General features: G+C 69.3%; 15 protein-coding genes. 8 read left to right on the top strand and 7 right to left on the bottom strand.

What is annotated here, in order from left to right; translation table 11 throughout:
* The first annotated feature begins 73 nt into the window (after nt 1-73).
* Nucleotides 74-907, top strand: coding sequence for a pyridoxamine 5'-phosphate oxidase family protein (locus JK363_RS06285; RefSeq protein WP_307821628.1), 834 nt, complete (start codon nt 74-76; stop codon nt 905-907).
* Between the two features lie 28 nt (nt 908-935).
* Here JK363_RS06285 and JK363_RS06290 read toward each other — a convergent pair whose 3' ends face one another.
* The 5 genes from JK363_RS06290 to JK363_RS06310 form a co-directional block, all read right to left on the bottom strand.
* The gene (locus JK363_RS06290; protein WP_201872283.1) at nt 936-1,430 is read right to left on the bottom strand and encodes an NUDIX domain-containing protein; all 495 of its coding nucleotides are present in this window, start codon (nt 1,428-1,430) and stop codon (nt 936-938) included.
* Nucleotides 1,431-1,472: 42 nt separating this feature from the next.
* Nucleotides 1,473-2,369: a LysR family transcriptional regulator gene (locus JK363_RS06295; protein WP_201872284.1), complete on the bottom strand. Its 897-nt coding sequence runs from the start codon at nt 2,367-2,369 to the stop codon at nt 1,473-1,475.
* A gap of 200 nt (nt 2,370-2,569) precedes the next feature.
* Complete coding sequence (locus tag JK363_RS06300) at nt 2,570-3,709, bottom strand: cystathionine gamma-lyase (protein WP_201872285.1); 1,140 nt, start codon at nt 3,707-3,709, stop codon at nt 2,570-2,572.
* Nucleotides 3,706-4,227, bottom strand: coding sequence for a low molecular weight protein-tyrosine-phosphatase (locus JK363_RS06305; RefSeq protein ID WP_236075586.1), 522 nt, complete (start codon nt 4,225-4,227; stop codon nt 3,706-3,708). The genes JK363_RS06300 and JK363_RS06305 overlap by 4 nt, the downstream gene beginning before the upstream one ends.
* An 87-nt stretch (nt 4,228-4,314) precedes the next feature.
* On the bottom strand, nt 4,315-4,692 hold the full coding sequence (locus tag JK363_RS06310) for a phage holin family protein (protein WP_201872288.1): 378 nt from the start codon (nt 4,690-4,692) through the stop codon (nt 4,315-4,317).
* 66 nt (nt 4,693-4,758) lie between these two features.
* On the opposite strand from JK363_RS06310, the gene JK363_RS06315 reads away from it, so the two are divergent.
* The 3 genes from JK363_RS06315 to JK363_RS06325 all read left to right on the top strand — a co-directional run bounded on the left by JK363_RS06315 (nt 4,759) and on the right by JK363_RS06325 (nt 6,388).
* Nucleotides 4,759-5,076: a cupin domain-containing protein gene (locus tag JK363_RS06315; RefSeq protein ID WP_201872296.1), complete on the top strand. Its 318-nt coding sequence runs from the start codon at nt 4,759-4,761 to the stop codon at nt 5,074-5,076.
* Between the two features lie 160 nt (nt 5,077-5,236).
* Nucleotides 5,237-5,455, top strand: a complete 219-nt coding sequence (locus JK363_RS06320) for a DUF5326 family protein (protein WP_201872298.1) — start codon at nt 5,237-5,239, stop codon at nt 5,453-5,455.
* A 495-nt stretch (nt 5,456-5,950) separates the two neighbouring features.
* A complete protein-coding gene (locus JK363_RS06325; protein ID WP_201872299.1) occupies nt 5,951-6,388 on the top strand; it encodes an SsgA family sporulation/cell division regulator in 438 nt (145 codons plus the stop codon).
* A gap of 71 nt (nt 6,389-6,459) precedes the next feature.
* On the opposite strand, the gene JK363_RS06330 is transcribed toward JK363_RS06325, so the two are convergent.
* Nucleotides 6,460-7,932, bottom strand: coding sequence for a YibE/F family protein (locus tag JK363_RS06330; protein ID WP_201872300.1), 1,473 nt, complete (start codon nt 7,930-7,932; stop codon nt 6,460-6,462).
* A gap of 188 nt (nt 7,933-8,120) precedes the next feature.
* On the opposite strand from JK363_RS06330, the gene thiC reads away from it, so the two are divergent.
* Nucleotides 8,121-9,896: a phosphomethylpyrimidine synthase ThiC gene (thiC, locus tag JK363_RS06335; RefSeq protein WP_201872301.1), complete on the top strand. Its 1,776-nt coding sequence runs from the start codon at nt 8,121-8,123 to the stop codon at nt 9,894-9,896.
* Nucleotides 9,897-10,007: 111 nt separating this feature from the next.
* Here the strand turns inward: thiC and JK363_RS06340 are convergent, their stop codons facing one another.
* Nucleotides 10,008-11,357: an NsdA family TPR-like regulatory protein gene (locus JK363_RS06340; RefSeq protein ID WP_201872302.1), complete on the bottom strand. Its 1,350-nt coding sequence runs from the start codon at nt 11,355-11,357 to the stop codon at nt 10,008-10,010.
* A gap of 448 nt (nt 11,358-11,805) precedes the next feature.
* On the opposite strand from JK363_RS06340, the gene JK363_RS06345 reads away from it, so the two are divergent.
* The 3 genes from JK363_RS06345 (at nt 11,806) to JK363_RS06355 (ending at nt 12,896) form a co-directional block, all read left to right on the top strand.
* Nucleotides 11,806-12,129 carry a hypothetical protein gene (locus tag JK363_RS06345; RefSeq protein WP_201872303.1) on the top strand — a complete coding sequence of 108 codons (324 nt, stop codon included), beginning with the start codon at nt 11,806-11,808 and terminating at the stop codon, nt 12,127-12,129.
* Nucleotides 12,126-12,401 carry a hypothetical protein gene (locus JK363_RS06350; protein ID WP_307821629.1) on the top strand — a complete coding sequence of 92 codons (276 nt, stop codon included), beginning with the start codon at nt 12,126-12,128 and terminating at the stop codon, nt 12,399-12,401. The genes JK363_RS06345 and JK363_RS06350 overlap by 4 nt, the downstream gene beginning before the upstream one ends.
* A 213-nt stretch (nt 12,402-12,614) precedes the next feature.
* Complete coding sequence (locus JK363_RS06355) at nt 12,615-12,896, top strand: hypothetical protein (protein ID WP_236075587.1); 282 nt, start codon at nt 12,615-12,617, stop codon at nt 12,894-12,896.
* The last annotated feature ends 300 nt before the right edge of the window (nt 12,897-13,196 follow it).

Below are 13,196 nucleotides of genomic sequence, written 5' to 3' on the forward strand. Positions count from 1 at the left end.
GTCAGGAACCAGCGGTCAGCAACTTCCAAGGGTCAGCACGATCAATGGCGATCGGGAACGGGGACGAGAGACGGTGGACAGCGAGGAGCACCAAGTACGCACCGGACGTCCGGGCAGCGATGGTGAACACCTGCTACAGGCGCGTCTGGGCACGGCCGACCGCGCCGACCGCTTCTACGACGAGCAGGTGCTCGACCACCTCAACGTCCGGATGCGGGAGTTCATCGGCAGCCAGGAGATGTTCTTCCTGGCCACCGCCGACCGGCACGGTGAGTGCGACAGCACCTTCCGGGCCGGGCCGCCCGGGTTCCTGCGGGTGATCGACGAGCACACCGTGGCCTACCCCGAATACCGGGGGAACGGTGTGCTCGCCAGCCTGGGCAACATCGAGGAGAACCCGCACCTCGGCATCCTCATGATCGACTTTCTCCGGTACCGGATCGGTCTCCATGTCAACGGCCGGGCCCGGGTGGTGGAGGACGCCGAGATGCGCGCGGCCCACCCCGGCCTTCCGGTCGACCCGGTGCCGGGGCGGCGGGCGGCGGTGTGGGTCGAGGTGACGGTGGAGGAGGCGTACATCCACTGCGCCAAACACATCCCCCATCTCCAGAAGGTGCCCGCCCAGCGGCGCGGCGGCGTCCATGACCAGGGCCACGGCCAGGAGCGGGCCTGGGGCACGGACGACGTCAAGCGCAAGGGCGGCGATTTCTTCGGTGCCGCGGCCGAGGCGCGCGAGGGACGCCGCAGCCCGGCGACCCGGTCGGCCGGGGAGCGGCCGGCGGACGGAACGCCGGAGCCGTCGCGCCCCGAGGCATGGCGCCAGGAGGCCGAGCGGGTGCTCGCGGAGGCGCGGCAGCGGGCGGCGCACGCGGGCGGTCAGCAGCCCTTCGGCGGCTGGTTCCGCTGAGCACGGCCGGGCCGGCGTAGCCGGGGGCTCAGCCGAGGTCGTCGGCGAGCAGCGCGAGCACCCCTTCGATGTTGGCGTCGAGATAGGCGCGCAGCGACGGCGGCACCACCTCGACCGAGGCGATGCCCTCGCGGGTGAAGGGGAGGCGCACCACCTCGTACTCCCCGCGGGGCTCGTCCACTTCCGGGCCGTGCCGCCGCGACAGGTCCATCGAGGCCAGCCGACAGACGAAGAAGTGCTGCACCTTCACGCCCTCCGGCCCCTCCTCGCCCTCACCGGGGTACGGGACCGTGTCGACGAAGGCGGGCACCACATCCGTCACCTTCGCGCCCAGTTCCTCGTCCACCTCGCGGTGCAGGGCGTCGACGACGGTGCTGTCCTCGGGCTCCACCCCGCCGCCGGGAGTGATCCAGTACGGCGCCCGACCGGGCTTGGTCCGCTTGATCAGAACCATCCGGGGGTCGGTCTCGCCGTCGAGCAGGATGGCACGGGCGGTGCGCTTGACCACGGGTCGTTCGGTCATGCAGGACATCTGCCGCAGCCGTCCGCCGATGAAACCAGGTACTCACCAGTCCACAGCGGAGCGCAGCAGCCAGTCGTACGCCTTGGCGATATGCGGCAGCGCGAGCGCTCCGGTCCGTACCGCCAGGAAATAGGTCCTCAGCGGGGGCACCGGCGGGTTGAGCAGCGCCACGACCTCCCCGGCGTCCAGCGCGTCCATGCACAGATAGCGCGGGAGCACGCCGAGTCCGGCGCCGCGCGCGACGCAGGTGAGCACGGCCCGCAGATCGGGCGCGATGACCGTGCCGGAGGTGACCGGTTGGCTGTCGAAGACGGCCGACCAGTAGCGGGTGACCAGCGGCAGGCTTTCGTGCACCTCCACGACGGGCAGCGCCTCCAGCACACCGGCGCCCTTGACCTGGATCACGGCGGGGCCGCCGAGCCGGGCGGCCCAGCGCGGGGACGCGATCAGGACATGCTCCTCGTCGCACAGCGGCGCTGCCTCCAGCAGCCGTCCGCGCGGCCGGGAGGTGGCGATGGCCAGATCGTGGTGGCCGGCGCTCAGCCCCTCGAACAGCTCCTCGGTGCTGCCGAAGGCACACCGCACGGCGAGCCCCTGGGCGACGAGCGCGGTGAGCGCGGGCAGGGCGCGCAGCGCGGTGAACTCCGGTGGTCCCGCGAGATGCAGGGTGCGCAGGGGAGAGGTGTTGTCGAGGCCCGCCTCGGCGATCTCCAGGAGCGCGTCCAGATGCGGGGCGACCTTGTGGGCCAGTTCATCGCCGACGGTGGTGGCGACCACGCCGCGCGCGGTGCGGCGGAAGAGGGGGCGGCCGAGCTGTCTCTCCAGGGTGCGGATCTGGCCGGTGACGGCGGGCTGGGAGAGCCCGAGCAGTCCGGCGGCACGGGTGAACGACCCGGCTCGGTGCACCATGACGAAGGTGCGTAAGAGGGCCAGATCCATGCGTTCCCCTCGCCTCGACGCACCTCCGCCGCAGGACAACTATAAATATGCCGATAGGTCCATGTCGCTACTGTGATTGGACACTGACGCTGAGTCAACTAGCCTTAATCGAGCGGTTCTCCATGCGGAGCACCGGGGCGTCTCGAGCCACGAGGGGGGAGGCTTGAGACGCCCGCCCGCGCATGCGTACCCATCGGCATTCAGCCATCCGCCGGGGTGCGGGCCCCGTCGAGTGCGCGCAGCACATCGGCGATCAGATCGTCCGGGTCCTCCACGCCCACCGAGAAGCGGATGAAGCCCTCCGGGACCGCGTCGCCGCCCCACCGTCCGCGCCGCTCCGCCGTGGAGCGCACCCCGCCGAAGCTGGTGGCGTTGTCCACCAGCCGCAGCCCGGTCAGAAAGCGCTCCGCGTGCTTCTTGTCCGGGAGGGTGAAGGAGACCACACAGCCGAAGCGCCCACCGCGCATCTGCGCCGCCGCCAACCGGTGCGCAGGGTCGTCCGGCAGTCCGGGGTGACGCAGCCCGGTGATCTCGGGCCGACCGGTGAGCGCCTCGGCGAGGGCCAGGGCGGTCACGGACTGCCGGTCGATGCGCAGCTGGAGGGTGGCCAGCGAGCGGTGCGCGAGCCATGCCTCCATGGGGCCCGGGATCGCGCCGACCGTCTTGCGCCAGGCGCGCACCGAGGCGGCCGACTCCGGGTCACGGCAGGTGACATAGCCGAGCAGCACATCGCCGTGGCCGGTGAGCGCCTTGGTGCCGCTGGCGACGGAGAAGTCCGCGCCGAGCTCCAGGGGGCGCTGGCCGAGCGGGGTGGCGAGGGTGTTGTCCACGGCCACCAGCGCACCGCGCGCATGGGCCGCGTCGGCGAGGCGGCGGATGTCGCAGACGTCCAGGCCCGGGTTGGACGGGGTTTCCAGCCACAGCAGCTTCACGCTGTCGTCCAGGGCGGCGAGCTGGGCGTCGTTCGCGGTGGGCGCGGTGCGCACCGTGACGCCGTAGCCCTCCAGGCGCTCGATGAGCGCGGGCAGCAGTTGATAGGCGTCGGAGGGCAGGACGGCCGTGTCGCCCTGGCGCAGCCGGGACAGCAGGACGGCCGAGATCGCGCCCATACCGGAGGCGAAGACGATCGTCTCGGCACCGGAGTCCGGGGACTCCAGCTCGGTGATCGCCCGCTCCAGCAGGGTCCAGGTGGGGTTGGCGTCCCGGCCGTAGGTGTACGGGCCGGTGGCGTCCCCGGGCAGGTGGTAGTGGGCGGCGAAGACCGGGCCCGGCAGTGTCGGCTCGTGGGGCTCGGCCTCGGGCAGTCCGGCGCGTACCGCGCGGGTGCCGTCGCCGGTCATACGGCTTCCTTCCCGGCGGCTGGCTCGCCGCCCCTCTCGGTCGTGCTCGGGGCCGCGGTCGTCTCCGCTGTCTCCGCGGCGGCGAGGGCCCTTTCGACCGCCTCCAGCAGTCCGCCGCTGGCGGCCTCGACCATCTCCAGGCACTGCTCGAAGTCGTCCGTCCCGCCGAAGTAGGGGTCCGGCACATCGAGGCCGCCCGGCGTGTCCGGGTCGGCGTCCGGGTCGTAGCCGCGCAGCAGCCGCACCTTGGCGGCGTCGCGCGGGGTCGGGGCCAGCGCGCGCAGCTCGTGCAGATGGCCGCTGTCCAGGGCGATCACCAGGTCGAGGCGGTCGAACCACTCGGCCCGGAACTGCCGAGCGATGTGGTCCTGCTCATAGCCGTGGGCGGTGAGCACCGCGACGGTGCGGTGGTCGGCCCCGTCGCCCTCGTGCCAGGGGCCGGTGCCCGCGCTGTCCACCTCGACCCGGCCGTCGAGCCCGGCCTCCCGGGCATGGGCGCGGACAACGGATTCGGCCATCGGGGAGCGACATATGTTGCCAGTGCAGACAAAGCAGACACGGTAGGGCAGCGGAACTCTCATGCCTCCCATCATCCCCGGCGGTGATCAGTCGTCGTCGGGCAGCACCATGTGGAGCGCCCAGGCGACTATGGAAATGATCAGGCCACCGAGCACGGCGGTGCCGAAGCCTTCGACATGGAAGGCCAGATCCAGTTTTCCGGCCACCCAGGAGGTCAGCAGCAGCATCAGGGCGTTGATCACCAGGGTGATCAGCCCGAGGGTCAGGATGAACAGCGGGAACGCCAGCACCTTGACGATCGGCTTCACCACCACGTTCACCACGCCGAAGACCAGGGCGACAAGAATGAGCGTGATCGTCTTGCGGCCGGTGTTCTCACCGGTGAGCGTGATGTCCTTGAGCAGCCAGATGGCGACGCCGAGGGCTCCGGCGTTCGCGAGTGTCTTGACGAAAAAATTCTTCATGGTTGAGATCGTCGCAGACAGGCCCCGCAACAGTCAGGGGTCCGGCAGGCAGGGGTGGAGTGGAAGATGAAGGCGTTCCGGCTGGATGAGCTGGAGGCGGAGCGGGCCGCGAACGACGGCGCGTATCTGCAGTTCCTGCGGGAGCGGAACATGTCCGTGGGGTTGTACGCGCTGGAGGCGGGCCAGAGCGATCCGCAGTCGCCGCACGGCCAGGACGAGGTGTACCTCGTGCTGAGCGGCCGGGCGTCGATCACGGTCGGGATGGAGACGACCCAGGTGGCGCGCGGCAGCGTGGTGTACGTACCGGCGGGTGTGGCCCACAAGTTCCACCACATCACCGAGGACCTGCGGGTCATGGTGGTGTTCTCTCCACCGGAGAGCTGAGGCGGGGCCCAGGGTCCCGTAGGGGTTCGGTCAGGGGAGGACGGGGGTCGCGGGCCCTCCGCGGGCTTCCGTCCCGCCCTAGCATCGATGGCAGGGGAGACCCGGCCGTCGGCGATCGGACCGAGGACCGACCGGGCTCACGACGAAAGCAGGGATCAGCGTGGCCACGAAGGGCATATTCCAGGGCTTGCCGTGGTGGGTGACCTGGATCGCGATACCGGTCCTCGTCCTGGCCGTGTTCGGCGGATTGATCATGGCTGTGGTCGGGTTCGTCGTCTGGCTGGTCTTCAAGGCGCTGCTGCTGGTGGCGTTGGTCGCCGGTCTGATCTACCTGGTGCGGAAGTTCAGCTCCTCCTCGTCCTCCCGCGGCGACTGGTGAGCCACCGCGTGCGCTTCCGCCGCTGAGCGCGCGGCCGGTGAGCGGCCCCGGTTCCCGCGCGGGTACGCCGCGCGAGGGACACCGCGGAGCGGACACCGGCCCCGTGGCACCCCTCCCGTTAGAGTGCGAGTCCTCGGCGTACTTCTACTCGGCGTCTGCCTCGCAACACACCCCGGGGGTGCCTGTTGACGACAGCGAACATCGATACGGCCGGTGAGCCGGCCCCGAACTCCCGCGCTCCGGCCCGGTACTGCCCGGATCGGCGTGACAAGCGCGATCGCCCGCCCGCACCGCTCCGGCCGTCCGATTCCGCAGGCCCGCACACCGCCTCCGCCATGGCAACTCTGGCGATTTCCATTCCCTCACATGAGGCAAACCGACTCCGCCCCGCAATCGAGTCGCTACGCTCCAGAGTCGGCCAAGCCTTCAACTCCCTGCCGATCGGCTCACACCTGGCCACTCGCAAACAACTCGGGGCGGCGAACGATGCGTGACATGCGTGACACAGTCCAGGCGGAAGTGACGATGACCTTCCTGGTCTCGCAGGACCTCTCCTTCCGGATCCCGGTGGAGCTGTCCTACGACAGCAGCGATCCGTACGCGGTGGAGATCACCTTCCATCTGCCCGGTGATGCCCCGGTGAGCTGGGCGTTCGCCCGTGAGCTGCTACTGGACGGGCTGAGCAGACCCACCGGCGAGGGAGATGTGCGGATCGCCCCCGCCGCGCCCGAGGGTCTCTCCGACGTCTTCATCAGACTCCAAGTGGGCAGTGAGCGGGCCCTGTTCCGGGCCGGAGCCGCACCGCTGGTGGCCTTCCTGGACCGTACGGACCGGCTGGTCCCGTTCGGCGAGGAGCCCAAGGCCTGCGATCCGGTCGGTGACCTCGACGCGGAGCTGGACCGCATCCTCGCCGAGGACCGGTACGCGGGATAGCGGGGCAGCCGGAGACCGGTAAGCCCCGCGGGGGGCACGGGCGTTGCCGCGCCCGTGCCGGTGTCCATGGCTCAACGTGCCCGCGCCCGGCGGCGCTTGCCGCGTCCGCCCCGGCCACCGCGCGGTCCCGGCTGCCCCGGGACGTCCGCCTGATCCGTGGTCCTTCCGCGCCCCGCCGCGGCCTGCGGTGTGCGGTCCGCGGAGACCACGAGCACGGCCAGCGCCGTGGTCACCGGCACCGAGGCGACGAGCCCGATGCTGCCCACGAGCGTCCGTACGATCTCCTCCGCGACGATCTCGCTCGTCGCCACCGTGCCCACACCGCTGTCCGCGATCGAGAACAGCAGCAGCAGCGGAAGCGACGCGCCCGCGTACGCCAGCACCAGCGTGTTGACGACGGAGGCGATGTGATCCCGCCCGATCCGCATCGCCGCCGCGTAGAGCTTCCGACGGCTCGCCGTCGGATCCGCCTCCCGCAGCTCCCACACCGCCGAGGTCTGGGTGACCGTCACATCGTCCAGCACCCCGAGTGAGCCGATGATCACGCCCGCCAGCAGCAGTCCCCTTATCTCGATGTCCGGGTAGAGGCCGTGCACCAGACCGGTCTGGTCGTCGGTATTGCCGGTCAGGCTCGCCCAGCCGATGAACACCGAGCCCAGCACGCCGATCAGCAGCAGGGAGACCAGGGTGCCGAGGACGGCCACGGAGGTCCGGGCCGTCAGCCCGTGGCACATGTACAGCGCGAGCAGCATGATCGCGCTGCCCCCGATGACCGCGACCATCAGCGGATTGGAGCCCTGGAGGATCGCCGGGAGGATGAACAGCGTCAGCACCCCGAAGCTGATGGCCAGCGCCACCAGCGCGAAGACCCCGCGCAGCCGTCCGACCGCCACCACGGCGAGCGCGAAGAGCCCGGCGAGCAGTGCCATCGGCATCGACCGCTCGACATCGGAGACGGAGTACTGGAGGTTCTCCGGTGCCTTGGGTGAGTACGCCAGTTTCAGCTCCTGCCCGGACGTGAGCTTCCGTGAAGCGTCGGGCTGGATGATTTCGGGGAATTGGCGGCCTTTGTCCTTGCCCGAGGTGACCTCGATGGTGGCTTTCTCACAGCGTCCCTTCGCACCGCCCGCGCCGCCGCCGCTCCCGTTCTGCGCCGCGCCGCCCTGACCCGGTTCGGCGGGCTGCTGCGGCTGGGCGCCCGCGTCCGCGCAGTTGACCTCCTCGACCTTCACCACCCGTCCGGAGACGGTCTGCTGGTCGAAGCCCAGCCCGCTGCGCTGCCCCGCCGCATGGTCGGGGGTACCGCCCGGCCAGAGCACGATCAGCCCGGCGGCCACGGCCGCCGCGAAGGGGATGAGCACCGCCGCGATGACCTTGCGGAGGCGGGCGGAGACGGGAGTGGCCGGGCCATGGGCGTGCGCATGGCTGTGGCCGTGACCAGCGCCGTGCGCATGGCCGTGGCCGTCGTTGTGGTGGTCGTGGGCGGGCGGCGGGCCGGGCGTGCCGTCCCGTCCGGCCTGGGGGTGCTGTGGCGTCGGGGTCACGCCCGCATCATCGCAACTCGCCGGGAGAGGGACGGGCCCCCTGTTCAGTTCCGCCGGAGAACCGTTAGCGTGGGGGCACCTTTGCAAACGCGGGAGCTCGGAGCACCGGGCTGAGAGGGCGCTGACGCGACAGCTGCGCCGACCGCTGAACCTGTTACCGGGTAATGCCGGCGTAGGGAGTGGGTCTCATGACTCAGCAGGATGCACGCATGCGCGAGAACGCCGCCGACATCGGGTGGCACAAGGGATATGTCACGGGTGCGCGCCCGGACATCCAGGTCCCGGTCCGCCGAGTGCACCTCACCAATGGCCGCGATGTGACGCTGTACGACACCTCCGGCCCGTACACCGACCCCCAGATCGACACCGACGTCCGCCGTGGGCTGGCCCCGCTGCGGCAGAACTGGATCATCGCCCGAGGCGATACCGAGGAGTACCCGGGCCGTCCGGTCCAGCCCGAGGACGACGGGCTCAAACACACCTCGCCCCGGGGCGGGTTGCGCAATCTCGACGCGGTCTTCCCCGGCCGTCCGCGCCAGCCGCGCCGCGGCCGGGAGGGCGCCCCGGTGACGCAACTCGCCTATGCCCGGCGGGGCGAGATCACGGCCGAGATGGAGTACGTGGCGGTCCGCGAGAACGTCTCCCCCGAGGTCGTCCGGGAGGAGATCGCGGCGGGCCGGGCCGTCCTCCCCGCCAACGTCAACCACCCGGAGATCGAGCCGATGATCATCGGCAAGCGATTCCTGGTGAAGGTCAACGCCAACATCGGCAACTCCGCCGTGACGTCCTCCATCGAGGAGGAGGTGGAGAAGATGACCTGGGCGACCCGCTGGGGCGCCGACACGGTCATGGACCTGTCCACCGGCCGCAACATCCACACCACCCGTGAGTGGGTGCTGCGCAACTCCCCCGTTCCCATCGGCACCGTGCCCCTCTACCAGGCCCTGGAGAAGGTGGATGGCAAGGCCGAGGAGCTGACCTGGGAGATCTACAAGGACACGGTCATCGAACAGGCCGAGCAGGGCGTCGACTACATGACGGTGCACGCCGGCGTCCGGCTGCCGTACGTACCCCTGACCGCCCGCCGCAAGACCGGCATCGTCTCGCGCGGCGGGTCGATCATGGCGGCGTGGTGTCTGGCCCACCACACGGAGAGCTTCCTCTACACGCACTTCGAGGAGCTCTGCGAGATCCTCGCGGCCTACGACGTCACCTACTCGCTGGGTGACGGACTGCGGCCGGGCTCGATCGCGGATGCCAACGACGAGGCGCAGTTCGCCGAGTTGCGCACCCTCGGCGAGCTCAACCGGATCGCCAAGGAGCGCGGCGTCCAGACCATGATCGAGGGGCCGGGCCATGTCCCGATGCACAAGATCAAGGAGAATGTCGACCTCCAGCAGGAGATCTGCGAGGAGGCGCCCTTCTACACACTGGGCCCGCTCACCACGGATATCGCCCCCGCCTACGACCACATCACCTCGGGCATCGGCGCGGCGATGATCGCCTGGTGGGGCACGGCGATGCTCTGCTACGTCACCCCCAAGGAGCACCTGGGCCTGCCGGACCGCGACGACGTCAAGACCGGCGTGATCACCTACAAGATCGCCGCTCATGCCGCCGATCTGGCCAAGGGCCACCCGGGCGCCCAGGAGTGGGACGACGCGCTGTCCGACGCGCGGTTCGAGTTCCGCTGGGAGGACCAGTTCAACCTGGCCCTCGACCCGGACACCGCACGCTCCTTCCACGACGAGACCCTCCCGGCCGAGCCCGCCAAGACGGCGCACTTCTGCTCGATGTGCGGTCCGAAGTTCTGCTCGATGAAAATTAGTAAAGCAGTGATAGATAGGTTCGGGCCCGGCCAGCCTGACGCGCTCAGCGACGAAGAGCTTGAGGCGGGCATGCTGGCCAAGTCCAAGGAGTTCGCCGAGTCAGGCAACCGCGTGTACCTCCCCATCGCTGACTGACCCTCGCCCCGGTCGAAGCGATGGCTTGCCGTGGACAGCTGACCCGGGCCTCTTTCAAACCGAAGCCCCCTGACCTTCGTCAGGGGGCTAGCGGGTTCTGCACTGGGTCTGTCAGGCGGCTGTAAGCTCGCGTGCCCGTTCGTTGAAGTCGGCTACGAGCCGGTGCTTGCCGAATGGCTTCATGCGTCGCTGTAGGTCTTGCACAGCCTCCACCGCTCGGGACGACTTGACCTGCCGCGACAGGGACAGTGTCCGCAGACCTGCCGAGTGCGCTGCCTCCAAGTCTTTCCGCTGGAGGTGTGACACAGCCAGTGCTGCCTGCGACATGGCGCCACGGCGGGCGCGCTTCTGCTTACGGGCATGCTCGATGGACTGCCGGGCGTGTTCCTCGGCATGGTCGGCCTGGCCGAGATCGCGGAAGGTGTTGGCGTGCTCGCCGTGCAAGTAGGCCGGATCGATGAACGTCGCCCACTCCTGCTCTTCCTCGGGCCGTGCGCCTGCATAGGTAGCTTCGGACTTGGCGACTGCGGAGGCCGCTGCTCGCTTGTCTCCGAGCCTCGCCCATGCTCGGGCCTCCAGGGCCCATAGGTCGGCCAGACAGGCGGGAGATGAAGCCTTGGCCAGTCCGGCGCGGCCTGCCTGTGCCAACCTGCGCCCTTCCTCGGGGTGTCCGAGGAGAGTTGCCTGATCCGCCATCCCTGCCAGCACGTGAGCGCCCAGGGCAGCGTTGTGTGACTCCTCGGCCAGTCGAAGCGACTGGATCAAGTACCGCTGAGCCGTTCCGTGCTCCCCGTTGTCGTAGGCCATCCATCCAAGCAAATAGGTCTGCTCTGCGGCGGCCTCGCACAGAGCACGGCGAACCTGCTCGGTGTGCGTACGTCGAAGCAAGGGAAACACGTGAGTGTTCATGTAGGCGGCAAGGGTGAGGCGGCCCGACCCCCCGCCCTGGAAGATGTCCATTTCTTGGAACACGCCGAACATGTTTCGGACGGCGCTCACGTCTTCGAGCCTCACCTTTGGACCGGGCCCGGGTTGCTGATCAAAAGTGCTGAGTAGCCAGTCACGTGATGGACCGATGCCTGCCACCGCAGCAAACGGTGTGGCGGCTAGGAACTTCCGGCGATCCACGTCGGCCCTCCCCAAGTCGGCGACGGCTTCCACGGTAGCCGTGAAGGATGGGCTGTACACAAGCCCCCGGTCTGACGGGGGGTTGTCTCCGAACCCCAAGTCGTATGTCGTGACGCGGTGTCCGACGGCTGCTGAGAACACGTCAGCCAGGATGTCGGGCACAGGCGGGCGGGGGCGCTCTCCTTGCAACCATCGTCTAACGCTGCTCGTATCAGACGAAATATGCGGCTGGCCCCATTCCTTGGCCTTCGCCTTGGTTCGTCGGGCTAATTCGCCTTGGCTCATGTGCGATCGCTCAAGCCATTCGGCGAGGTCTTCGTTTGGCGTCTTCATGACTCACGGCCTTCGTTCACAAGCGACGGTGAAATCAACACCCTTCAACACCCCTGAGAACGGTACCCGCTGACGCTGTCTCGATGTTGCCTAAGGGAAGACCCCGCGACGGGGGTGAGCCGTCCGGGGCACGGCCAACGCTGTAGAGGAGCGTCAACGTGCGGAAGAGTACCGCTCGATTCGTGGAATGGCTGTTACAGCTGCTGCTACCTGCTCCGGGACGTCATCGCGACGTCCGAATCGGGGTAGCCGCCCGGTGCCTGGACACTCCGACAGTTCGTCTGATGCGTGTTCCCCCGGCTCACGTATGGATGCCGCCTGGTGTGGACGTCCCGGGCACTGGTCTGGTCCGGCCGTATGTGGTCGCGCATGAGCGCCGTCAGGAAGACCGCCGGGAGGTTCGCTGTCGCGTGGAGTCGGTCAGTGCTCTACATGGGGCGGTGATCGGATGAGTGCGCAACCGCGTCTGCTGCCGTGGTCGGGGCCTGCTGGCAAGCCGTGCTACCTGGTGTCCGATGCGGACGGCGAGGGGTTCTTGTCGCAGCTTGCGGACGATATGGAAGCGGTGCAGCTCCGCATGGGCTCTGAACTCCTTGATCACGCTGGTGCGCTGCTCGGTAATCCGAAGGCTGAGCCCGGAGAGCTGCGCTTTCTCTCCAGCCGTCTGGTCGAGGCGCTGCGTGATGCTCTCCGGGTTGCGGAGAGTCGTGGCAGGCGTCTGCCGGTGTCCGACGACGATGGACCGGTTGGAGCGAGCGAGGTGGACGAGTGAGCCCGGACCGGCGGATTACGTCCGGGTGGCGGCTGGAGGCCACCCCTGCGGGACTGCGCGTACGGCGTGATCTGGACGGCTGTCTCACGGTGCCATTCGGGATCGTCCGGCTGGGCAAGCATGTGGCGCTTGCTCCGCTGGTGCTGTCCGTGGATGAGGCGGAGCAGCTCCACGCGGGCCTGTGCTTCGCGCTCGCTCCGGATACTCCGCCGGTGGATGCCCCCGAGTGCCGGAAGTCGGTCCGCTACCCCGGTGGTCGCCAGCAGTACTGAGACAGCTCCGGTCTGGATCACGCGCAACAACCGAAGAAGCAACGCCGGACCACCCCCTTCGCCTGGACAGCTCGGGGTGGTCCGGCAGGGGATTGATCACAAACCCCGGTGCCGATGGTACCGGGGCCGCTGGCGTGTTCGGACGCGGTGGGCTCGGCATGCCAGATGTCAGCGAGCATGCGTGGAAGGGGACTTGAACACACGATGTGCGGTATGGGGGACGGGGAATTCGCCGGAGACGAGTCGGACCTTGACGCGGTGCTGTGGGTGCCTGGGGTGGACTACGTGAGTGGTTGGCGGGAGGCCAGGGAGGCGGCTTCCGAGCTGGGCGACGCGCTGCGGCTTGTCGGAGTGGACACGAGCGGGGTGCGGCTGCGCGCCTCCGCCGGGACAGATGGGGCGGGGGTGGTGCGGCTGGAGTTGTCGGCGGCGACGGCGCGAGAGATAGCGATGCTGGCTCGGGTGACGGCGGCCAGGCTGGGCAGGGCGAGTTGAGCGGGGCGGCCGGTGGTGGGCGCGCGGTGCCTGAGTGGTGCGCTGTGGGCACGCCGCCGGCCGTAGAGGCTTTGGGCGGGAGCTGCCACGGGGCGAGAGAACAGGGGGCCTTACGCTGGCCCGGCGAATCGGGCGGGTCTGTGATCCTGCCCGCGTTTGCGACCGATTGGCCCCCTGTTCTTAGAGGCTCGCCCCGTGGTGGCTGCCTAAAGCATCGGAGGCCGTCGGCCACCAGCCACAACGCCCCAGCCCCGACGGCGGTCGGCCGTGCCTGCACACTCATGGCGCGGTGGTGTGTGG

Source organism: Streptomyces coffeae, assembly GCF_016741875.1.
In the GTDB taxonomy this organism is placed as follows: Bacteria; Actinomycetota; Actinomycetes; order Streptomycetales; family Streptomycetaceae; genus Streptomyces; species Streptomyces coffeae.